Source organism: Sedimentibacter sp. (assembly GCF_032080165.1).
GTDB lineage: Bacteria > Bacillota > Clostridia > Tissierellales > Sedimentibacteraceae > Sedimentibacter.
The window spans coordinates 47,580-68,943 of record NZ_DAMASY010000004.1; the positions used below are offsets into that span (position 1 = coordinate 47,580).

A 21,364-nucleotide genomic window follows, 5' to 3' on the forward strand; every position below is an offset into this window, starting at 1 on the left:
TACTAATTTCCTTTCTCACATACAAAGACAGCTCTCAAAGAATTGTCATTTATTTGTTCATTGTTGTAATCATCATATATTTTTATTTTTTTAAAACCGATTTCATTTAATAATGACACCATTTCTTCGCTCTTATGTATATATTGTGTCTGTATTTCATTGATTCTATTATATTTATCGGATGCATCCTTTATAAAAAAGTTTATTTCCATATTGACTGTATCATCTGATTCATCATGCAAATTCTCCCATACATAAAAAATTTCACCGTCATCATATACATAGGTGTCATTAAACATAGTTTCGTATTTGTATTGTGTACTGAAATCAAAGATAAAACGGGAATTATTATCTAAATGATTATATATGTTTTGGAAAAATTCTTTTAATTCTTTTTTGTTTATGTAGTTAACACCGTCACAGCAGCAAATAGCAGCGTCAAATTTATCGTCTATTTTAAACTCTGTCATATCCATATTTAATAATTTAACTTTTTTGTTTCTGCCGAGCTTTTCATAAGCTCGCATAAGCATGTCCTGCGAAAGGTCAAAAGCAGTAACCTTAAAGTTTTTATCTGCCAATAAACGTGTTATGTTGCCTGTTCCGCAAGCTGCTTCCAAAACCTTGCTGCCTTCAATTTTTTCCGTTATAAAGGATGTCCATTTTTCATAGTCTATATCATTCATCAGAATATCATAAATCTGAGAAAATTCTTTATAGCTTCTGTTATTCATTTTATTTCTTCCTTTGCTTCTTTTTAGCGGTCATTAATCCGCCTATTCTGCCTGTTTCCTTAGCAGTAAGACCTCCCCATCCAAGTTTCTCAACCTTATCCATCAGACCTATTTCTTTAGCTATTTCCAATTTCATTATATCGTCAGGGGTAAGCTCTTTTTTCTTTTTTACCTTCTGTTTGTCATTCTTTTCGACCATAATATCCTCCTTGTTATATGTTTATTATGGTTGAAAACATACAAATTATACTCATTTTTCCTTTTTTGTAAGCAATACCGCTTTAATCTCTTTTAATGTCAAAAGTATTTTATTAAGAGTGTACTGTATGCTGACTAATATTATAAAAAACATTACAATAAGTATTATTTTAATTTGTAATTCCATAGGTTACTCCCGATTTTTCTTGCTTTAGATTTATTATTGAAATAACGGCACTTATAAAAAATACTACAGCTGTTGACAGAAATGGTAAGGTGCTTCCCAATTCATATATAAAGCCTGAAAATAACGATCCGAAAATCATGCCGCCTGCTCTTACCGAATTAAATATTCCTGAAATTATACCACTCGTTTTAGAATCCTGACCCCTAGTGATAATGTCCTGCTGTATGGGAAGATAAATTGCATTAAACATAAAAAATATTATATTTGCAATAAAAAACGGATATAAATACGGAATAAATGTAACTGCCAATGATGATATACCGCACAATAACAATACAACTATCATAGACATTCTTAGATTTAAATGCTTTTCAATATATATATTAACGGTAAAGTTTACAGTCAATGTTACAATGCCAATTATTGCTTTGATTATACCATTATATGATGAAGGAAGATTTAGTGCATCTCTTAAATAATAATTAAAAGCATTATCATATGCTGTTGAAGCAAAGCTGGTAAGAAATACAGCTGCTAAAAATGTTATAAGGATTTCAGGCATCTCCCCTACAAAGTTACTATAGGATTTAAATGGATTAATGGACATACCTGCAGTAAACTTATCATCTGATTTAACTTCTTCAATTAACAAATATGTCAAAATACCGTATAAAAATATTAACGATGCCTGCAATATAAATACTGCATTTATTGAGAAATTGCCCACTATTCCCCCGATAAAATATCCAAATGCCGCTAATACTGAAGTAATTGCAACATAATAGGATATGTAACGTCCTCTGTTGTCCTGGTCAGTAATATTAACCAAGTATGCGAGGCTGCAGACATATATTCCGGAGCTAAAAAAACCGCCTGCTAATCTTGCTGCAATTGTCATAAATACGGTATCTGTCATTCCGAAAATTAGCTGAGTTACTCCGTACACCGGTCCTGTAAATGCCATTACCTTTATATGTCCGTAATTATCTCCTACAGTACCCCAAATTAAGGAGCCGAAAAAGTAACAGAAGGACATTGCAGCAAATGATAAACCAAATACATAATCCGCAAAACCCTTTTCAATAAACATAGTTGGTGTTACCGGATGACCCATGCCACTGCATAATGCAAATAAACCAAAGCATAAATATAATCTTCCTATCGAAGCTTTTTTCAATTTTATTACCGTCCCCGATTTATATATATAAAATCATATATTATGGATAACAAAAAAGCAATCCTAAAATAACAGATTGCTCAAGTGAATAAATTCAGTGCGGATAACAGGATTTGAACCTGCACGAGTCGCCCCACACGGACCTGAACCGTGCGCGTCTGCCAATTCCGCCATATCCGCTTACTTATCACTGAAATATATTAGCATATTATTTAATTTTTTGCAATAATTTTTTAACGAAAGTTATACTATCTCAACCTTATATTTCTTACTTAATTCCGACTTTTTATCATTATACACTTTTTCTTGTTTTTCCATAAAGCAGCTGTCTTTAACCTCTTGCATTACCTCTTCGAATGATGCATTTCTTTCTGGCGTGTGTTCGTCCAGCTTAATGAGATGATAGCCGAACTGTGTTTTAACAGGACCGCTTATTTCTCCTACCTGCATTGCAAACACTGCATTTTCAAATTCAGGTACCATTTGACCTTTACCGAATTGTCCAAGTGCACCACCTGTTTGTTTTGAAGGACAGCTTGAAAATTCTTTAGCCGCATCCTCAAAAGATAATCCATCTGTTATATCTTCTAAAATTTCAATGGCTTTCTCTTCACTATCCACAAGTATATGGCTTGCTTTCACCATTTCTTGTGTTACATAAGTATCTTTATGTTTTTCATAATACTCTTTTAAATCTTCATCGGAAAGAGTTATCTGATTAAACATTTTTCTTAGGTTATATTGTTGAAGCATTGATTTTTTCATGTTGTCCATTACTGCAATAAATTCTTCATCATTTTCCAAGCCTTTTTCTAATGCATCTGAATACATTAATTCATGCATTACCAATTCGTCAACTAATTTTTTTCTTCCATCGGAACCTTGAAAATACGCCGCATTTTGCCCTAAGTTTTTCATTAAAGCTTGTAAATCTGATTCCTTGATTTCATTGCCGTTTACTATGGCTATTGTTTTATTTTCCATTTTGTCTCCTGTGTTTTAATTTTGTATAACTATGACATACATCTCCGCTTTCACAAAAAATGAAAAATGGGATAGGTCATACCCCACTGTCTCATTTTTTATTCTTCTTCTTCCATGAACTCTAATAAATTAGCTAATTCAGCAATGCATTTGTCTTCATCCGAGCCTTTTGTTATAATTATAAGCTCGTCACCCTTCATAGCTCCTAACGCCATAATGCTGATTATGCTTTTTCCATTAGCTTCTTGAATACCTTTTTTGATAATAATTTCACTGTCAAAATTTCTTGCTTTCTTTACAAATATTGCTGCCGGTCTCGCATGGAGTCCTATTTTATTTTTTAATACTACTTTTTGTGATCTCATTTTACACCTCTTTTTTCATGCTCTAAATCATTAGCAATTTCTTCAATCTTTCTTAATCTATGATTCACACCTGATTTGCCAAGGGGTGGATTTAACATTTCACCCAATTCCTTTAAGCTTGCGTTCGTATGCTTTAATCTTAGATATGCCAGCTCCTTTAAATGATCAGGGAGTTTATCGATAGCTTTATGTTTCTTTAAAATTTTAATATTGTTAATCTGCCTCATTGATGTATCAACTATTTTGTCAAGGTTTGCAGTTTCACAGTTAATTACCCTGTTTATCTGATTTCTTGTTTCTTTAACAGCTCTTACATTTTCAAATTCCAATACTGCGTTATTCGCTCCAAGCAGTGCCAGCAAGTCAGAAATTTGTTCACTTTCCTTAATATAGGTTACATAATTGTTTTTTCTGAACAATATTTTTGCTGTTATCCCATATTCCTTCAGCAATAAACTGATACCATTGCTGTGATTTTCTCTGCTGCTTACAAACTCTGCATGATATGATTTTTCCGGATCGCTTACTGAACCGCAACCCATAAACGTACCTCTCAAATATGCTCTTTTACATTCATTGTTGATGACTAAATCATCGGGAACTCCGTAATCAAATTCCACAAAGTTAAAATTATTATTGTTGGCTATTCTTGTTTCGATTAAAAAATTCTTTGCATACTTGTCTTCAATGTTAATAATGTAATTGTTGCGTTTTTTTAGCCTGTTTGTTTTTTCAACGCTTACCTGAGTCGAAATTTCAAATGCCACCTTTAATAATCTAAAAATTCGTCTGGCCACTGCTGCATTTTCTGTAGAAAATCCAATTTCAAATTTATTAAAACCTTTCAGGTTAATGTAACCCATTGTTCTAATCAATGCTGCAAGTTCAGCTTTGGTGCTTAGTAAATCGGTTATTTCTGTTCTTGATAACTCATCCCTTATTCTTGAAGAAAAAGTCATATAATCACCTTACTTGTAACTATGAAATTTGATATCTTCAACGGCTTTCCTAATAATTTTTCTTTCATCATCATAACGAGCAATTATCAAAGTTCTTTCAAATGGAAGAAATTTAGCTTCTACAAAACCTTCATTTTTTTGTGCAGTACAATTCATGTTGTGTGCCATCATTAAATACCAATGGACTTCCTTATTGATATGAATTCTGTCCATATAGCAGGTGCGGTTAAATTCATAATTTATTTTTCCAAGATATTTAATTGTAGTAACTTTTGCTTTGGTTTCTTCATAAACCTCACGCAAAGCAGTTTCTTCCAATAACTCGTTTTCTTCAACTCTTCCCTTTGGAAGTACCCAATCTCCGTTAAATTTTTTTAACATCAATATACTATTTTTGAAAAAAACGATTCCGCCTGCACTAACTTCCTGAATCATGTCTGACCCGCCATTCCAATATTGTATTTTATATAATAACACAATATATAAAAAAATCAAACATATATTTACAGTGTACAATAAAAATGATTACATTTCAACAGATTTATTCTTCTTTTGGTGGTCTCTCACCATAATATTGATAATAATCAACCCTTACATCACCGTTGAAAAGCTTCCTTTTTCTGTCCGCCTTTCTGCCAAAATCCTTCTCAAAGGTTTCAACCGATGTAATTACATAGCAAGACCAGGTTCTATCCTTGCCGAACACTCTTCCCAACCTCTTGTGAATTTTCTGTATTTCTTCAACTTCACCAATTCTGTCTCCGTATGGCGGATTAGTAATTAATATGCCATATGGACACATTGGTTCGATAATCTTATTGACATCCTTGACAAAAAATTCTATACAATCATCAACACCTGCTTCTATGGCATTTTCCTGTGCTATCTTAATTGCCTTTGGATTTATATCTGATGCATATATTTTTATATCAGAATCAAAATCAATATTTTTTCTTGCTTCAATCTTAGCGTTTTTCCAATACTCTTCTTTTACAGCTTTCCAGCCCATTGATGCAAATGTACGATTAAGTCCGGGGGCAATATTTCTGCCTATTAACGCTGCTTCAATAGCAATTGTACCAGAGCCGCAAAGCGGGTCGTACAATACCCTGTCTTTATTCCAATAGCTTAGCTTAACCAATGCTGCAGCCATGGTTTCTTTCAACGGTGCTTCTGTCGACTTCTCTCGGTATCCTCTTTTAAACAATCCCTCTCTTGCTCCTGTTGTATCTATTGACAACGTGGCAACATCCTTGTGAATTGATATAAGTATTGTGTATTCTGCACCTGTTTCAGGCATCCATTCAACATCGTAATGTTCGCACAATTTTTTGGAAACTGCCTTTTTAACAATCGCCTGACAATCAGGCGTACTGTAAAGCTTTGATTTTATGCTTTTGCCCTTTACGGTAAATTTACCGTTCTTGTCAATCCAATTTTCCCACGGCAATTCATAGGTTTTATCAAAAAGCTCTTCAAAGCTGTATGCTTCAAACTGTCCCATTATCAGCATAACTCTGTCTGCACATCTTAGATTTATGTTTGCTTTTGGTATGTCCTGTATTTCTGCGTCAAAGTACATCCAACCGTTATCCGCAGTAACTTCTTGAAAACCAAGATCGTTTAATTCTCTTTTAACTATTGCTTCCAAGCCAAAAGCAGATATTGCAGCTAATTTAATTTTATCCATCATTTTCCTTTCCAAACAATTAATTTACAATTGACGTATATTTAACCTGCACTCCATTTCTTATCCATAGCTAATCAACAGCCCATCTATTGCTAATCAATTGTTATGTTGTATTTATCTATTTTATAATACAAGGTTGCGCGGGGAATTTTTAAGCGTTTTGCCGCTTCCGATTTATTGGAATTTAATTCCCTTAATGTGTTTTGTATTATTCTTTTCTCAATTTTTTCAATATATTCTTCTAATCCTGTTTCATGATGCTTTATCTGTCTTACATTTATAACCTTATTGATTTCATCCACTTCAATTTTTTGCATGTATGGAGGAAGAAATTCTTTTTCTATTTTATCTTTTCCTTTTTGGTGAGCATAAATTACGGATCTTTGAATTACATTTCTTAATTCTCTTACATTGCCTTCCCAATTATATTCGGAAAATATATTTAATATATCATCGGGTATTTCAATTATTCCTATACCCTGCTCCATACAAAATTCCTGCAGAAATTTGTTTGCTAATAAAACAATATCTCCTTTTCTTTCTCTTAAAGGCGGGATGCTCACCTGAAAAACATCCAATCTGTAATAAAGATCGTTTCTGAATTGATTCTCTTTAATAAGTGTCCTGATGTCCTTGTTTGTGGCTGAAATAATTCTTACATCTATTTTTCTTTGTTTATTGCCGCCTATCCTTGTTACGACACCTTCTTCTAATACACGCAGCAGTTTTGGCTGCATCTCAAGAGGCATATCTGCAATTTCATCTAAGAACAGTGTGCCCCCTTCGGCCTCTTCAAATTTACCTTTTTTGCCCTCACTTTTTGCTCCGGTAAAAGCTCCCGGCTCATAACCAAACAATTCACTTTCAAAAAGCTCTTTCGGTATAGCACTGCAGTTAATGGGAATAAACTTACCCTTCCTTCCGCTTTCATAATGGATTGCCTTTGCAAACAATTCTTTACCCGTTCCGCTTTCACCTTTTAACAATATGTTTAAAGGTGATTTGGATATATTTTTACACAAATTAATTATTTGTATAAAGTTAGCGTTGTTGCTTATAATTTTTGAAAAATATGCTTCACCGGAAGTTGATATTTTTGTGTATTCCTTTTCAAGCTGAAGCAGGTTGTGCTGAGTTTTGTTTAAGAGCTCACTAAGCTTTACAATTTCGGTTATATCACGATCTCTTGCAAGTCCGCCGATCATGTTGCCATGCTTATCATGAAGAGGTACAGCACTGGAAACAACAAAGCTGTTTTCTCTTGGGTTGTTGTATATGTTGTGATAGGAAATTTTCTTTTCAAGCACTTTTAATAATAAAGCATTAGGGAAAAATTCTTTTATATCACTGTCTATAATGTCTTTCTTTAAAACACTAAAATATTCCTCAGCAGTGGAATTAAAAAAAATAACCTTACCCTCCATATCTACTACGGTTATGGAATCAGGTATATTGTCTAATATATATTCAAAAATTCCTCTTTCTCTCTCTTTAAAGTAGTTTTCAGAATTCATCACAACCCCCATTTACAATAGATTTGCGATTGATTGGCAATTGAGTAGCAATTAAATATCTGTTGATATTATAACACTCATCCATCGCCTGTCAATTGTTTATCCATTGCATCTCGATCGCTCATCAATTGTTATAATAGTTTTCTATAAATAAATCTTCTAAGTTCCATAATTTCTTAAAATTATTATATTCCTGTTCTGCATTCTTATTTTCCTTACCTGTCTTTATGGCTCTGATAAGAATATTTTTCGGAGTGTGCTCCATAGCTATAAATTCCATCAATTGAACCTTGTAGCCCTTTGCTTCAAGGAATAATCCTCTTAATGAATCCGTAACCAGGGATGATACTCTTTCTTTGATTAAACCATGCTTAAGCATCGGTTCTAATTCAATGTTTTTTATTTTATCATAAAACTCATGCTGACAACATGGAACAGACAATATTATATCTGCATTCCACTTGATTGCTTTAACCAAGCTTGCATCTGTTGCAGTATCGCACGCATGAAGTGTAACTATCATATCTATGTTGTTTTTGTAGTCAAAATTACGAATATCTCCGTAAATAAATTTTAAGTTGTCATAATTAAGCTTACCTGAAATTTCATTACAATAATTTATTACTTCTTCTTTTAAATCCAGTCCGATTATTTTTACTTTTACTTGTCTTAAGTAATAAAAATAATAATATAAGGCAAAAGTTAAATATGCTTTGCCGCACCCGAAATCTATTATCATAAAATCATCCTTAAGCTCCTTACCCTTTAAGGAATCATCCACTATTTCCAAAAATTTATTTATCTGCTTAAATTTATCATATTTCTTTGAATATACCATTCCTTGTTTGTTCATTACTCCAAGAAGCTCTAAAAAGTCACAAGGCTCATTTTCATTGATTATATACTGTTTTTTCTTATTGTGGTTATCTGTGGATTGCTTTTTAGAGGGTTGTTTTTCAGTAACCTTAATACTGCCTTTTTTACTGACAATTATTTGATAGTCTGCATCTGAAGTAAATAAATTTATATTTTTATAACCATCAGTTATTAAATTAATTATTTCTTCTTTTGCTTCTTCATACGAATAGTTTTCATGGAAAGCTTGTTTATCTGTAAATTTTTCAAATTGTATAATGCTTTTATTCTTAACATTGACCGGTCTTACCGTAATTTTTTTATAAGGATTATCCGATTTATTTTTAGGTGTTGTAAAAACACCGTATATAAATTTGTTTTCTTCAATACTTTTATTAACTATTTCTTGTATGTTCAAGTTTACCACCCCTTGCGGAAAATTAAAATTTTCCTGATTGGCAATAGATTAGCTGTAGATTAAGCGATAGAGGAGCAATTGTAATCAATCACTTTATCTATCGCCTATCAATTGCTATTCAATTGACTTTCAATTGATTATTTGTCCCCGTACCTTTAAAGCTGCTCTTTAATTGTACGATGCGGTTAAACACTAATTTATCCTCTGTTGTATCCTGGTCGATTATGAAAAATCCATGTCTCAAAAATTGGAATCTGTCACCTATTTTGTTTTCCTTCAATGTGGGCTCTACCTTACAATTCTTTAAAACTATTTTAGAATCAGGATTTAGCTTTTCTAAGAAATTTGATTTATCAAAATCTTCATCATCCATCATATAATCATACAATCTTACTTCTGCATCGGCATAATGCTTTGCAGATACCCAATGTATTGTGCCTTTAACCTTTCTGCCGGTAAAGCCGGAACCGCTTTTAGTTTCAGGATCATAGGTGCAATGCACTTCTGTAACATTTCCGTTTTCGTCCTTAACAAAGCTTTCACATTTGACGAAATAAGCATTTCTAAGTCGAACTTCATTGCCCGGGAAAAGTCGATAATATTTTTTGGGTGGTTCTTCCATAAAATCATCTCGTTCAATATAAAGCTCTCTGCAGAAAGGAATCATACGACTGCCCATTTCGGGATTGTCAGGATTATTCTCTGCTTCCATGTATTCTATCTTATCCTCAGGATAATTTGTAATGACTAATTTTATAGGATCCAATACAGCCATTGTTCTCGGAGCTTTTAAGCTTAAATCATCTCTTATTGCAAATTCAAGCATTGCAATATCTACGACACTTTGCGCTTTTGATACTCCTATTGCTTCACAGAAGCTTTGTATTGATTCGGAAGTGTATCCTCTTCTTCTGAGAGCTGCCACTGTTGGCATACGCGGGTCGTCCCAGCCGTCAACGTATCCTTCTTCAACCATTTTCTTCAGATATCTTTTGCCCATCATTGTTTTAGATAAAAACAACTTAGCAAACTCGATTTGCTTGGTAGGAGCTTTTTTAAAATCATCTATATTACTTAAAACCCAGTCATAAAAAGGTCTGTGATCTTCAAATTCTAATGTGCATACAGAATGAGTTATTCCTTCGATTGCATCCTCTAAAGGATGGGCATAGTCATACATAGGATAAATGCACCACTTATCCCCTGTGTTATGATGAGATTCATGTAAAATTCTATAAATTACAGGATCTCTCATATTGATATTGGCACTTGCCATATCAATTTTAGCCCTTAATACTTTTTCACCGTTTGCAAATTCACCGTTCTTCATTTTTGTAAACAATTCTAAGTTTTCCTCAACGGATCTGTTTCTGAAAGGACTTTCTTTTCCCGGTTCAGTCAAGGTTCCTCTATATTCTTTTATTTCTTCAGCCGATAAATCATCAACAAATGCAAGACCTTTTTTAATTAATTCTACGGCATAATCATACATTTGATCGAAATAATCGGAAGCATAAAATATTCTTTCCTCCCAATCGGGGCATAGCCATTTAACATCTTTTATAATAGACTCCACAAATGATACATCTTCTTTTGTAGGATTAGTATCATCAAATCTCAAATTAAATGTTCCGTTGTTTTTCTTAGCTAAGCTATAATTTAAGCAAATTGATTTTGCGTGACCTACGTGAAGATAACCATTTGGCTCCGGAGGAAATCTTGTGTGTACCCTGTTTCCGTATGTACCATTTTCAAGGTCTTCATTAATTATTTTTTGAATAAAATTAACCGATTCCCTGTTTTCGATTTCGCTCATCATTTTCCTCCTTGATTATGTATATTTCATTTCATTATATATAATGAAATTACTATTTTCAAGCTAAAAATTCCAATATCTTTATTATTTCCCAATAAAAAAATGTCATCCTGCATATTGAAGGATGACATAATACTAAACTTTTTAATTATTTGCTGTAATCATAGAATCCTTTACCTGTTTTTCTGCCAAGCAAGTTTGCTCTTACCATTTTGCGCAGAAGCGGATGCGGTCTGTATTTTGGATCGCCGAATTCATTGTATAGAACCTCCATAATAGCAAGACATACATCAAGACCTATTAAATCTCCCAATTCTAATGGTCCCATCGGATGATTTGCTCCTAATTTCATAGCAGTGTCTATTTCTTCTCTTGAAGCAACTCCGTCAGCTAATATGCCAACACCTTCATTTACTAACGGAACTAATATTCTGTTAACAACAAATCCCGGAGCTTCATCAACGCTTACAGGAGTTTTGCCTATTTTTTGTGATAATGCAAATATTTCATCATGAACTTCCTGAGAAGTAAGCTTACCCTTAATGATTTCAATCAATTTCATTACCGGTACAGGATTAAAGAAATGCATACCTATTACATTTTCAGGTTTTTTCATTTTAGAAGCTATTTCAGTAATTGATAAAGAAGATGTATTAGTGGTTAAAATTGCAGTTTCTTTTGCAACCGCCTCAATTTCACCGAATATAACATGTTTTGTTGCCATGTCTTCTGCTATTGCTTCAATGAATAAATCTGCTCCCGAACACTCTTCATATGTAGTAACCTTTGTTATGTTTGCAAGAGTTTGATCCATAGCTGCCTGTTCAATTTTTCCCTTAGCAACTAATTTAGCAAGACCTTTGCCTATTGTATCTTGTAACATATCATATGTTTTTCCCGGTCTTCCCTTAACTATAACAGGATATCCTGCCTGTGCAAAAGTCTGAATAATTCCCTTTGCCATTGTACCTGTTCCAATAACACAAATTTTTTTTATTTCCATTTAATCCTCCTATATTATTAGGACCATTGTCCTTTTTTTGCCTAACACAATTATATCACTGTAAATAGTTTTTATCAATACAGATATATTTGACATATATTTAACAATTAAAATAATTGTTGAATATATTGTAAATAATAAGCAAAGAATCTCCGTATGACATTTAAAAATGGGTGTATTATGATTAAAAAATTTTTCGTATTTATTGTTAAGCTGCTTTCTAAAATGAAGGAGGATAATATATTCGAGTTAAGTGCCCAATTTTCTTATTATATAATATTGGGTATTTTTCCGTTCCTTATTTTATCAATTTCAATATTGTGTAACTACAGCTACTTTATATATGAAATATTGCATTCCATAGAATCAATTGTGCCTGCGGATGTTTATAAAATAGTTTACAGCATAGTCGCTAAATCAGTAAACAGCTGCGCCAAGCCATACATATCTTCAAGCTTACTTATTCTGTTATGGTCCGCAACTGCAGGGAGTGCCACAATTATTGCCGGAATAAACAGAGCATACGGCTTCACAGTTAATCGAAACTATTTTTTCATGAGATTAGAAGGAATCATCTTTTCATTTGCTATTATGGTAATACTGCAAATTATTTTTGCACTGATTGTTTTAGGAAATGAAATTATTACATTAATGCAAAATGTAACACTATTATCAGAAATTATTTTTTCACTGATTCATATTTTCAGATACGTACTGCCGTTTTCATTGATGTTTTTAATTTTTTCTGCTGCGTATAAATATCTGACCTATGAAAAAGTTAAATTTTCATTTGTGTTTCCGGGTGCGGCATTTGCAACCATAGGTATAATTTCCGGCTCAGCTGCTTATTCCTATTACATAGGAACCAAGACAATGTATTATGATACCATCTACGGCAACTTAGCAGGTGTGATAATTTTTTTATTGTGGATTTTCATTATGTCCATAATCTTCTTAACCGGTGCAGAGATTAATTATTTTGTAGGGAAAAACAGACAGAAGAAGGTACAGAAATAAAATACAGTAGAAAAAACATTGTTATTTTATGTAATATGTTATATAATATAACAATGTTATTAAAATTTTCACAATTTTGAATATATCTTACAATTTTAGTGTAAGAATTAGAAGAGGATCTATGTTTACTTTTAACAAAGAGAAAAAAGTTAAAAAGAAATATGAAAATTCTAAATTGCATTTTATTATGTTTTTAACATCAGAAAAGCCTATAAACCTTTCTATATCAAAATGGGTTGTATATACGGGTTTATCCGTGCTTGTATTGACTATTGCAGGAATTTCAATATTTTCATACAATACCTATAGTCTAAAGATGAGATTAGATGATAGCTTAGCGAATTTAGAAAAGGAAATACAAAGACTACAAATTGATAAAATTCAAGTTGATATTGAAAACAAAAGCTTAAAGAGCTCTTTAGATTATAAAACTCAAATGGTTGAAAGTGCCATAGATGAAATTGAGTGCTTGCAGGATTCAATCAATGAAATAAAAGATATTGTGGGTTTGCCTGCTGATGAAGAGAAGGTTGATGAAAGTTTAGAAAAAAAGACTGAAAAATCAGCAAAGGATTTAAGCAATATAGGACAGTTAGCTTATCTGCCAATAAAAATGACCACAATGAGCAGAAGCATGTCAGGACTTAGAAGCTTTGAAAATCAAGTCAAAGAAACTTCTGAACTTAGAGATGATGATGACTTTGAAAAAATAGACAAGCTTATAGCAGGGACTAAGGGGGATCTTGAGGAGCTTTTAAGTAGTGCGGAGGATAGAAAACAGTATTTGAAAGATGTTCCAATTAAATTTCCGACTCAAGGAAGAATTACATCAACATATGGACAAAGGTGGGGAAAGTTTCACAGGGGACTGGATATAGCAAATGTTACCGGAACAGAAATATATGCAGCCGGCAATGGTAGAGTTATAGAATCAAAATACAACAATAGCTACGGAAACTATGTGTTGATTGAGCATAAGAATGGGTTTAGAACCAGATATGCGCATATGTCAAAGAGATTGGTTGAACAAGGAGCTGAGATTAATCAGGGAGACCTTATAGGTTTAATCGGAAATACTGGTACAAGCTATGGCTCGCACCTTCATTATGAGATATACCTATATGGAAAATTAATTAATCCTCTTGAAATAGCTGATTATTTAAAATATAACGAATAATTTTTAATAGAAAAGCTTAATAAAATTATAAATATATATAAAGAAAGGATAGGCATCAGACCCAAAATACATGGGTTTTTATGAAACGATGCATGGACATGAAATGTTTGGAATAACTAAAGAAAACGAATCTACAATTAAATTCAACGAAGAAAAATTAGATACTATAGTATCATCTAATATCACAATAGATGGAAAATTTAAATCTACAGGCAATATAAGACTTGATTGTACGATAATAGGCATCTTAGATTCTGAAAGTCTATATTTAGGTCAAAGCGCTGATATTAAAGGAGATATCAACTGTGATAATATAATAGTAGCAGGAAAAATAACCGGCAATGTGTTTTGTAAAGGCAAGATGCATATTAAGGAAACCGGAATTGTTAATGGAGACATCGAAGTGAGCATATTGTCTATGGATGAAGGTTCTACGTTTTCAGGTAAATGCACTAGAAAAAAGTTTGAACCAATAAAGACTGATAATCTGACAAATGACGATAAAAAAAATAAGATTGACAATAAAAGCAACAAAAAAATTAATTGATACTCTTTTAATAAACATCTAAATTTAAATTTTGAGATTTTAATGCGTTCGCCGCAATTTAATTTACGGCAAACGCATTAAAAAATTGCGTCCCCCCATCATTTTTCTGCGCGGAAAATGAAGTACCCTGATTTTTTGTTTGCTGTTTCGCAATTATTGAACAAGCTTTCTATTTTTGCTTTAGTACTTGGGGCGCCCTGCTTTTTTTGTATAACAACATATAGCTTACCGCCCTCATTTAAATGCTCGTAAGCTCCTTCATAAAATGAAAATACCACATCCTTGCCTGCTCTTATGGGCGGATTGGTTACTATAATGTCATATTTATCATTGATATTTTCAAAACCGGATGATTTAATTATTTTTGTTCTGCCGTCGACCTTGTTTTCTTTTGCATTCATGGCACAAAGCTCTAAGCTTCTTTCATTGACGTCCGACATTGTAACGTTGGTCTTATTTAATAGCTTGGCGATAATAATGCCTATGGGACCATAACCGCATCCTAAATCCAGTAAGCTTCCCGAAAAGCCTTCATTTTCATTTAAAACCGTTTCAACTAAAAGCATTGAGCCAAAATCCATGCCGCTTTTTGAAAAAACGCTGTTGCTCGTATAAAAATAAAATCTGTCCTGTCCTATGTTCCAGTCAAATTTATATATTTCCTTTTCTGTTGATGGATTTTGATTAAAATAGTGTTCCATTATTCTCTCCGAATGTTTTTTAATATTTTTATTATAGCTTATTTTTACCGATTATTAAAGAATAATCAGAAAAAAGAAAAAGGAGATTCCTCGCTTCACTCGGAATGACAAAGTCCCGTGAAGAATCTCCATTAATATTACAAATACCTATTTAGCATTTATGCAGTTTGCTTTTAAATTCATTAAATATGCTTTTTCAACCGTATCAAAGATTTTATATTCCTTTTCTTTATTACCGAATATTGGAACATAAAGCTCTGTTTCGTATACCTTCCTGCATTTTTCAGCCGGTTTAGCATTCAATAATTCAGCTATTGTTTTAAACATCTCAGCATTTGACATTCCTGTTAACGGCTTAAATGCTTCAACGACATTTTTAACTGTACCGTCTGCACTTATTACCGTTCCCTGAGATTCAGCCAAGCTGTTTAAAGGAAGTACATATTCTGCAGCTGATGTTGTTTCATTTTCCATAATATCGAATGCAGCAAAGAATTTAAGCTTATTTACAGCTTCTTTTAATTCCTTGTCATTTGACAATATGTCTTCACCTACAACAACCAAGCCATTCATATTACCGTTAATAATTGACTTTCTGATTTCCTCACCCGGCGTTTTAAATCCAATATCCCAGGCACCCTGGCTGTTGGATTTTGCTTTAAGCACTATAAATCCTCTGTGTGGCTTATTGTCGTTCCCTAACAATAATGTTATATCGGCTAATACCTTTAACGCTTTATTGTCAACTGTATTGGAATCTGCAATTATAATCGGCTTTTTAGCCTTCTTGATACTTTCTGCAACCATATCGGCAGATTGCAATACTTCAATATCTTTGACAGCGCTTAATAATTTATCGCCGTTTGGATACTTGCTTAATAATTCGGCTTTGATGACACCTTTATCTATCAATGCCTTCAGCACACCCGCAAAGAATGCTTCATAGTGTCTTACATCGGCTTTAATTGCCCACTTGTCTGCTTTAGTCGGCTCTGTTGAGCAAGATATAATGCTTCTGTCATTGGATAATCTTCTTAGCTTCATACCCATTGAAGGATGATGCTCGTATAATTGTCCAACGGAAACTATTAAATCAGCGGCATCTAATTGTTCAAAATCTATGGTCGATTGATTTTTGCCTAAAACGCTCTCGATGCCCGGCTCTTCATCTATTGTAAATGAACCCTTATAGTGGCTGTCTAATTCTTTAACTATTGATTTTATAGTTAACAATTCTTCATTTGTTAATTTCGGTGATACAACAAACGCAACCTTATCTTCACCGTACATGTTTTGTATGCTTCTCAGACGTTTAGCTGTTTCAAACAATGCAATGTTCAGTGCTATTTCTTCTTGATTTCCTTTTATCTTTGCTTTAGCATTTAGCAACCTGTTGTCATTGTTTATATGCTCAATACCAAACTTACCTTTTCCGCACAACGGGATTTCACTTTCTTTAGGGCTGCTTGCCTGGTAGATTATATTGTCTTTATGCTCGTAAACTACATCACATCCAACCGAACAGTAGCTGCACACTGACTTGGTCTGAACTAAATTAAGCGGAATTTCCTTAATGTTTCCTCTTCTGTCAAGCCATGCACCTGTTGGGCACACATCTATACATTGACCGCATGAAATACATTCGGTTAATTTTAATTCCTGTTCAAATGCAGGTGCTACAAATGTCGCATTTCCTCTTTCAACGAAACCTAAAGCATTAGCTCCTACAACCTCGCTGCACGTTCTTACACACAATCCGCAAAGCACGCATTTGTCAACATTTTGAGATATGAAAGGATGATCTGTTTCTTTTTGTTTCTTTTCATCTTCTGCATGATATTTTACGGTATCTATTTCATACTTTTTAATATAATCAACCAACTCACATTCGAAGTAATCCTTGCATCCGCATTCAAGGCATCTCTGTCCTTCTCTTACTGCTTCTTCTTCCGTCATAGTCGGAAGAATCGGCTGGAAGTTTACTCTTCTGAGTTCCGGCTCAACAGTTCTGTGTTGTACTCTCGGCACTGCTTCTCTGTCCTTATAATCCTCTTTAGAAACTTCGGTATATACTAAAGGTAATTTCTTGTAAGGAATAATTTCTCCGTTTAAATAGCCGTTTATTGCTTCGCATGCATGCAATGCCTGTGCAATTGCTTCAATAGCAATCTTAGGACCTGTTGCGGCATCCCCGCCTGCAAACACTCCTCTTAGGTTTGTTTCGAATGTTTCTTCATTAATTTGAATGTTTTTCTTTCTTCCTTGCGCTACATTTATATTTCCGCAATCAACCTCCTGACCGATTGCCGCTATGATTGTATCTGCTTCAAAGGTTACAAATTCTCCTGTCGGTTCAGGTTTTTGTCTGCCTGATGCATCCTTCTCTCCAAGAACCATCTTTTCACATTTTAAGCCGGTAACCTTGTCGCCGCCTTCTACTGATACGGGCGCTGAAAGGAATGAGAATATAACTCCTTCTTCCTTTGCTTCCTTAATTTCTATTTTTTCGGCAGGCATTTCGCTTTCAGTTCTTCTGTAAACTACTCTTACTTCCTCTGCACCAAGACGGATGCTTGTTCTTGCAACGTCCATTGCAGTGTTTCCGCCGCCTACCACTATAACCTTTTTACCTATTTTAACGGGTTTATTTTCAGCTACGTTGATTAAGAAATCAATACCTCCCAATACTCCCTCAAGGTTTTCGCCTTCACATCTCATAGGTGAGCTTTTCCATGCTCCTATACCTAAAAATACGGCATCATAATTATTTTGCAAATATTCTAAAGACATATCGTCCCCGATTTTTACTCCGTAATTAATCTTTGCTCCCATTTCTTCGATGATGGCAACCTCTGCATCAACCACATCTTTAGGAAGACGGTATTCAGGTATGCCGTATCTCAGCATTCCGCCCGGTTTAGGCATTGCTTCGAATATTTCTACCCCATGACCTTCTCGAAGTAAGAAATATGCAGCTGACAAGCCTGCAGGACCTGCTCCTACTACTGCAACCTTCTTTCCTGTAGACGGTTTTAAGCTTGGTATATATTGTTTTTCAGAATTTAAATCGTAATCTGCCGCATATGTCTTAATACATGCAATGGATACAGATTCTTCAACGTGCTGTCTTCTGCATGCCTTTTCACAGGGATGTGGACAGACTCTGCCTATACAAGCCGGCAAAGGCAATCTTTCTTTTATTAATTTTAATGATTCTAAGGGTTGCTTGTTTGCAACTAATCCAACATATCCCTGGACGTCGGTTTCTGCCGGACAATTCAAGGTACATGGCGGTTTACAGTCACCTATATGCTGAGATACAAGTAAATTAAGCGCTGTATTTCTTGCTTCCACAACTTTTTGGGTGTCTGATCTGACTACCAATCCATCGGCTACGGGTGTAGCACATGCTCTTGCAGTCTTTGGCTGTCCTTCTATTTCAATTAAGCACAATCCACAGCCTGCGTATACTTCTAATCTTTCATCAAAACATAAATGCGGAATTTCAATATTATTTTCTAAAGCTGCCTGTAATACTGTTTTTCCTTGTTCTGCTGAAATTTCTATACCGTTTATATTAAGTTTAACTATTGACATGTTATCCTCCTTCTTAGTTCTTTTCTACTGCGCCGAATCTACATACGCTGTAGCAATTACCACATTTAATGCACGCTTCCTGATTGATGACATGAGGATTCTTAACAGTGCCATCTATGCATTTTACAGGACATTTTCTTGCGCATAAGGTACATCCTGTACATTTATCTTTATCAATTTCGTATGTTAATAATGCTTTACAATGTTTAGACGGACATTTTTTATCAATAACATGGGCAATATATTCATCTCTGAAATATCTTAATGTTGATAATACAGGGTTCGGAGCTGTTTGTCCAAGACCGCAAAGAGATGAATCCTTAACACTTTTTGCTAAGCTTTCAAGCTCTTCCAAATCCTCCATTGTGCCCTTACCTTCAGTAATTTTTTCTAAAATTGACAGCATTCTCTTAGTACCGACTCTGCACGGAGTACATTTGCCGCAGGATTCATCAACTGTAAATTCCAGAAAAAATCTTGCGATGTCAACCATACAGTTGTCCTCATCCATTACTATCATACCGCCTGAACCCATCATTGAGCCAACTGCCATCAAAGTTTCGTATTCGATAGGTGTATCAAGATGATCTTTGGTTAAACAGCCTCCTGATGGACCTCCGGTTTGAACCGCCTTAAATTCTTTTCCGTCAGGGCATCCGCCGCCTATATCATAGATAACTTCTCTTAATGTTGTTCCCATAGGTACTTCAACAAGTCCTGTATTAGCAACCTTGCCGCCTAAAGCAAATACCTTTGTTCCCGGAGATTTTTCAGTACCGAAGCTTCTGAACCATTCCGGTCCTCCATTGATAATCTGAGGTATATTAGCCAATGTTTCAACGTTGTTTATACATGATGGTTTTCCCCAAAGTCCCTTATGTGCAGGGAATGGCGGCTTAACTCTTGACATGCCTCGTTTACCTTCGATGGATTGCATTAAGGCAGTTTCTTCTCCGCATACGAATGCTCCTGCACCTAATCTTGTTTCTATTTCAAAATCAAAGCCGGAATTAAATATATTTTTACCTAAAAGTCCGAGTTCCTTTGCCTGCTTGATTGCTATTTCCAATCTCTTAACCGCTACAGGATACTCCGCTCTGACATAAATATACCCCTTTGTCGCACCGATTGCATATCCTGCTATTGCCATTGCTTCTAAAACAGCGTGAGGGTCTCCTTCAAGAACGCTTCTGTCCATGAATGCACCCGGGTCTCCTTCATCAGCATTACAGATTATATATTTCTGATCAGCCTTGTTAGGTGCGGTAAATCCCCATTTAACTCCTGTCGGGAAGCCTGCTCCTCCTCTTCCTCTCAGACCTGAATCCTTCATAAGCTTAATAACTTCATCAGGGGTCATTTCGGTAAGTGCCTTACCTAAAGCAGTATAACCGTCTCTTGCAATATATTCGTTAATGTTTTCAGGATCTATAAAACCGCAGTTTCTTAAAGCAATTCTTTTTTGTTTTTTATAGAAATTTCCATCCATTAAGGATGTACTTTCTACAGGTTCTTCAGCCTTTTCCGCAAATTCGTCAATTATTTTTTTAGCTTTTTCCGTATCTACATGAGTATAGGTTACCTTTTCTTTGTTTGGTTCATAAACCTCAACTATCGGTTCATAGACACACATTCCTATACATCCTGTTTGAACAACCTTTATATTGCTTAAATTTTTAAGCTCGGCTTCTTTAACAAGTGTATCAAGCACAGGTCTTGCTCCGGCTGATATGCCGCATGTGGCCATACCTACAACGATTCTTATTTCATCTTCTTTTTTATTACTATCTAAGCTTTTAGCAAATTCATCTCTCATATTTTTTAATTCATTTAATGTCTTCAAGTTTGCACCTCCTAATTTCTGTATTTAGCTATAATTTCAGGTACTTTCTTGGAATCAACTTTGCCATAAACATCTTCGTCTATAACCATTACAGGTGCTAAGCCACAGCATCCTAAACATCTTGTTGCTTCAAGAGTAAACAATTTATCATCCGTAGTTTGTCCGACCTTAACATCTAACTCGTCAGCTATCTTATCAATTATTTCTTGAGAACCTTTTACGTAGCAGGCAGTTCCCAAACATACTCCGATTGTATGTCTGCCTTTTTCTTCTATTGTAAATTGAGTATAGAATGTTACTACACCATAAATATCAGCTAAAGGAATGTTTGTTTCGTCTGAAATGAACTTTTGCACTTCTAATGGCAAATAACCAAATATTTCCTGAGCTTTTTGCAATGTTTGCATTAAAATACCCTGTACATTTTTTACAGAACTAATATATTCTTTCAATTCCGCAAATTCTTTTTCCTTTAATTGCATGAAATCGTTTTGCAATTTAAGTCCCTCCTCAAAATTTTATGACACAATAATTATATATTCTGGTATATAAAAAGTCAATGAATAACAAAATAACAAAGTC

General features: G+C 34.2%; 20 protein-coding genes and 1 tRNA gene. 3 read left to right on the forward strand and 18 right to left on the reverse strand.

Annotated features, from left to right (window positions below; genetic code table 11):
* Window positions 1–2: 2 nt before the first annotated feature.
* The 14 genes from RT412_RS06725 to RT412_RS06790 all read right to left on the reverse strand — a co-directional run bounded on the left by RT412_RS06725 (window position 3) and on the right by RT412_RS06790 (window position 11,900).
* A complete protein-coding gene (locus RT412_RS06725; protein ID WP_313345284.1) occupies window positions 3–734 on the reverse strand; it encodes a class I SAM-dependent methyltransferase in 732 nt (243 codons plus the stop codon).
* 1 nt (window position 735) lies between these two features.
* The gene (locus tag RT412_RS06730; protein ID WP_313345281.1) at window positions 736–933 is read right to left on the reverse strand and encodes a small, acid-soluble spore protein, alpha/beta type; all 198 of its coding nucleotides are present in this window, start codon (window positions 931–933) and stop codon (window positions 736–738) included.
* Between the two features lie 51 nt (window positions 934–984).
* Window positions 985–1,119, reverse strand: coding sequence for a hypothetical protein (locus tag RT412_RS06735; protein WP_313345278.1), 135 nt, complete (start codon window positions 1,117–1,119; stop codon window positions 985–987).
* Entirely contained in the window at window positions 1,103–2,296 is a 1,194-nt protein-coding gene (locus RT412_RS06740; protein ID WP_313345275.1) for an MFS transporter, read from the reverse strand. Before RT412_RS06740 ends, RT412_RS06735 begins: the two co-directional genes overlap by 17 nt.
* Window positions 2,297–2,394: 98 nt before the next feature.
* Window positions 2,395–2,476: transfer RNA gene (locus tag RT412_RS06745), tRNA-Leu, on the reverse strand.
* Between the two features lie 63 nt (window positions 2,477–2,539).
* Window positions 2,540–3,280 carry a peptidylprolyl isomerase gene (locus RT412_RS06750; protein WP_313345273.1) on the reverse strand — a complete coding sequence of 247 codons (741 nt, stop codon included), beginning with the start codon at window positions 3,278–3,280 and terminating at the stop codon, window positions 2,540–2,542.
* A 98-nt stretch (window positions 3,281–3,378) separates the two neighbouring features.
* On the reverse strand, window positions 3,379–3,645 hold the full coding sequence (locus tag RT412_RS06755) for an HPr family phosphocarrier protein (RefSeq protein WP_313345270.1): 267 nt from the start codon (window positions 3,643–3,645) through the stop codon (window positions 3,379–3,381).
* Window positions 3,642–4,604, reverse strand: coding sequence for a DNA-binding protein WhiA (whiA, locus tag RT412_RS06760; protein ID WP_313345267.1), 963 nt, complete (start codon window positions 4,602–4,604; stop codon window positions 3,642–3,644). Before whiA ends, RT412_RS06755 begins: the two co-directional genes overlap by 4 nt.
* Window positions 4,605–4,613: 9 nt before the next feature.
* The gene (locus RT412_RS06765) at window positions 4,614–5,039 is read right to left on the reverse strand and encodes an NUDIX hydrolase (protein WP_313345264.1); all 426 of its coding nucleotides are present in this window, start codon (window positions 5,037–5,039) and stop codon (window positions 4,614–4,616) included.
* Between the two features lie 106 nt (window positions 5,040–5,145).
* Window positions 5,146–6,294 (reverse strand): class I SAM-dependent RNA methyltransferase, encoded by a 1,149-nt coding sequence (locus RT412_RS06770; RefSeq protein WP_313345409.1) that lies wholly within the window; start codon window positions 6,292–6,294, stop codon window positions 5,146–5,148.
* Window positions 6,295–6,386: 92 nt separating this feature from the next.
* A complete protein-coding gene (locus RT412_RS06775; RefSeq protein ID WP_313345262.1) occupies window positions 6,387–7,808 on the reverse strand; it encodes a sigma 54-interacting transcriptional regulator in 1,422 nt (473 codons plus the stop codon).
* 124 nt (window positions 7,809–7,932) lie between these two features.
* Window positions 7,933–9,081, reverse strand: a complete 1,149-nt coding sequence (locus RT412_RS06780) for a class I SAM-dependent methyltransferase (RefSeq protein WP_398439049.1) — start codon at window positions 9,079–9,081, stop codon at window positions 7,933–7,935.
* Between the two features lie 118 nt (window positions 9,082–9,199).
* Window positions 9,200–10,888 (reverse strand): glutamine--tRNA ligase/YqeY domain fusion protein, encoded by a 1,689-nt coding sequence (locus tag RT412_RS06785; protein ID WP_313345407.1) that lies wholly within the window; start codon window positions 10,886–10,888, stop codon window positions 9,200–9,202.
* A 157-nt stretch (window positions 10,889–11,045) separates the two neighbouring features.
* Window positions 11,046–11,900: a 3-hydroxyacyl-CoA dehydrogenase NAD-binding domain-containing protein gene (locus tag RT412_RS06790; protein WP_313345256.1), complete on the reverse strand. Its 855-nt coding sequence runs from the start codon at window positions 11,898–11,900 to the stop codon at window positions 11,046–11,048.
* Between the two features lie 180 nt (window positions 11,901–12,080).
* Between RT412_RS06790 and RT412_RS06795 the strand changes: the two genes are divergently transcribed.
* From RT412_RS06795 to RT412_RS06805, 3 genes are all read left to right on the forward strand, one after another.
* On the forward strand, window positions 12,081–12,917 hold the full coding sequence (locus RT412_RS06795; RefSeq protein WP_313345253.1) for a YihY/virulence factor BrkB family protein: 837 nt from the start codon (window positions 12,081–12,083) through the stop codon (window positions 12,915–12,917).
* Between the two features lie 121 nt (window positions 12,918–13,038).
* On the forward strand, window positions 13,039–14,094 hold the full coding sequence (locus tag RT412_RS06800; RefSeq protein WP_313345250.1) for a peptidoglycan DD-metalloendopeptidase family protein: 1,056 nt from the start codon (window positions 13,039–13,041) through the stop codon (window positions 14,092–14,094).
* Window positions 14,095–14,197: 103 nt separating this feature from the next.
* Window positions 14,198–14,641: a polymer-forming cytoskeletal protein gene (locus tag RT412_RS06805; RefSeq protein ID WP_313413118.1), complete on the forward strand. Its 444-nt coding sequence runs from the start codon at window positions 14,198–14,200 to the stop codon at window positions 14,639–14,641.
* Window positions 14,642–14,739: 98 nt separating this feature from the next.
* On the opposite strand, the gene RT412_RS06810 is transcribed toward RT412_RS06805, so the two are convergent.
* The 4 genes from RT412_RS06810 to RT412_RS06825 all read right to left on the reverse strand — a co-directional run bounded on the left by RT412_RS06810 (window position 14,740) and on the right by RT412_RS06825 (window position 21,264).
* Window positions 14,740–15,342: a methyltransferase gene (locus tag RT412_RS06810; protein ID WP_313345244.1), complete on the reverse strand. Its 603-nt coding sequence runs from the start codon at window positions 15,340–15,342 to the stop codon at window positions 14,740–14,742.
* Window positions 15,343–15,489: 147 nt separating this feature from the next.
* Window positions 15,490–18,939 (reverse strand): FAD-dependent oxidoreductase, encoded by a 3,450-nt coding sequence (locus RT412_RS06815; protein ID WP_313345242.1) that lies wholly within the window; start codon window positions 18,937–18,939, stop codon window positions 15,490–15,492.
* A gap of 13 nt (window positions 18,940–18,952) precedes the next feature.
* On the reverse strand, window positions 18,953–20,755 hold the full coding sequence (nuoF, locus tag RT412_RS06820) for an NADH-quinone oxidoreductase subunit NuoF (RefSeq protein ID WP_398439148.1): 1,803 nt from the start codon (window positions 20,753–20,755) through the stop codon (window positions 18,953–18,955).
* 38 nt (window positions 20,756–20,793) lie between these two features.
* Entirely contained in the window at window positions 20,794–21,264 is a 471-nt protein-coding gene (locus RT412_RS06825) for an NAD(P)H-dependent oxidoreductase subunit E (RefSeq protein WP_313345402.1), read from the reverse strand.
* Window positions 21,265–21,364 lie beyond the last annotated feature (100 nt).

Excerpts from the sequence above, each read along its gene's own strand:
- RT412_RS06775 (WP_313345262.1), bottom strand. The coding sequence starts at position 7,808 with ATGAATTCTGAAAACTACTTTAAAGAGAGAGAAAGAGGAATTTTTGAA.
- RT412_RS06825 (WP_313345402.1), bottom strand. The coding sequence starts at position 21,264 with ATGCAATTAAAGGAAAAAGAATTTGCGGAATTGAAAGAATATATTAGT.
- RT412_RS06790 (WP_313345256.1), bottom strand. The coding sequence starts at position 11,900 with ATGGAAATAAAAAAAATTTGTGTTATTGGAACAGGTACAATGGCAAAG.
- RT412_RS06770 (WP_313345409.1), bottom strand. The coding sequence starts at position 6,294 with ATGGATAAAATTAAATTAGCTGCAATATCTGCTTTTGGCTTGGAAGCA.
- RT412_RS06755 (WP_313345270.1), bottom strand. The coding sequence starts at position 3,645 with ATGAGATCACAAAAAGTAGTATTAAAAAATAAAATAGGACTCCATGCG.
- RT412_RS06750 (WP_313345273.1), bottom strand. The coding sequence starts at position 3,280 with ATGGAAAATAAAACAATAGCCATAGTAAACGGCAATGAAATCAAGGAA.
- RT412_RS06725 (WP_313345284.1), bottom strand. The coding sequence starts at position 734 with ATGAATAACAGAAGCTATAAAGAATTTTCTCAGATTTATGATATTCTG.
- RT412_RS06735 (WP_313345278.1), bottom strand. The coding sequence starts at position 1,119 with ATGGAATTACAAATTAAAATAATACTTATTGTAATGTTTTTTATAATA.
- RT412_RS06765 (WP_313345264.1), bottom strand. The coding sequence starts at position 5,039 with ATGATTCAGGAAGTTAGTGCAGGCGGAATCGTTTTTTTCAAAAATAGT.
- RT412_RS06730 (WP_313345281.1), bottom strand. The coding sequence starts at position 933 with ATGGTCGAAAAGAATGACAAACAGAAGGTAAAAAAGAAAAAAGAGCTT.
- RT412_RS06795 (WP_313345253.1), top strand. The coding sequence starts at position 12,081 with ATGATTAAAAAATTTTTCGTATTTATTGTTAAGCTGCTTTCTAAAATG.
- RT412_RS06810 (WP_313345244.1), bottom strand. The coding sequence starts at position 15,342 with ATGGAACACTATTTTAATCAAAATCCATCAACAGAAAAGGAAATATAT.
- whiA (WP_313345267.1), bottom strand. The coding sequence starts at position 4,604 with ATGACTTTTTCTTCAAGAATAAGGGATGAGTTATCAAGAACAGAAATA.
- RT412_RS06800 (WP_313345250.1), top strand. The coding sequence starts at position 13,039 with ATGTTTACTTTTAACAAAGAGAAAAAAGTTAAAAAGAAATATGAAAAT.
- RT412_RS06815 (WP_313345242.1), bottom strand. The coding sequence starts at position 18,939 with ATGTCAATAGTTAAACTTAATATAAACGGTATAGAAATTTCAGCAGAA.
- nuoF (WP_398439148.1), bottom strand. The coding sequence starts at position 20,755 with ATGAGAGATGAATTTGCTAAAAGCTTAGATAGTAATAAAAAAGAAGAT.
- RT412_RS06805 (WP_313413118.1), top strand. The coding sequence starts at position 14,198 with ATGTTTGGAATAACTAAAGAAAACGAATCTACAATTAAATTCAACGAA.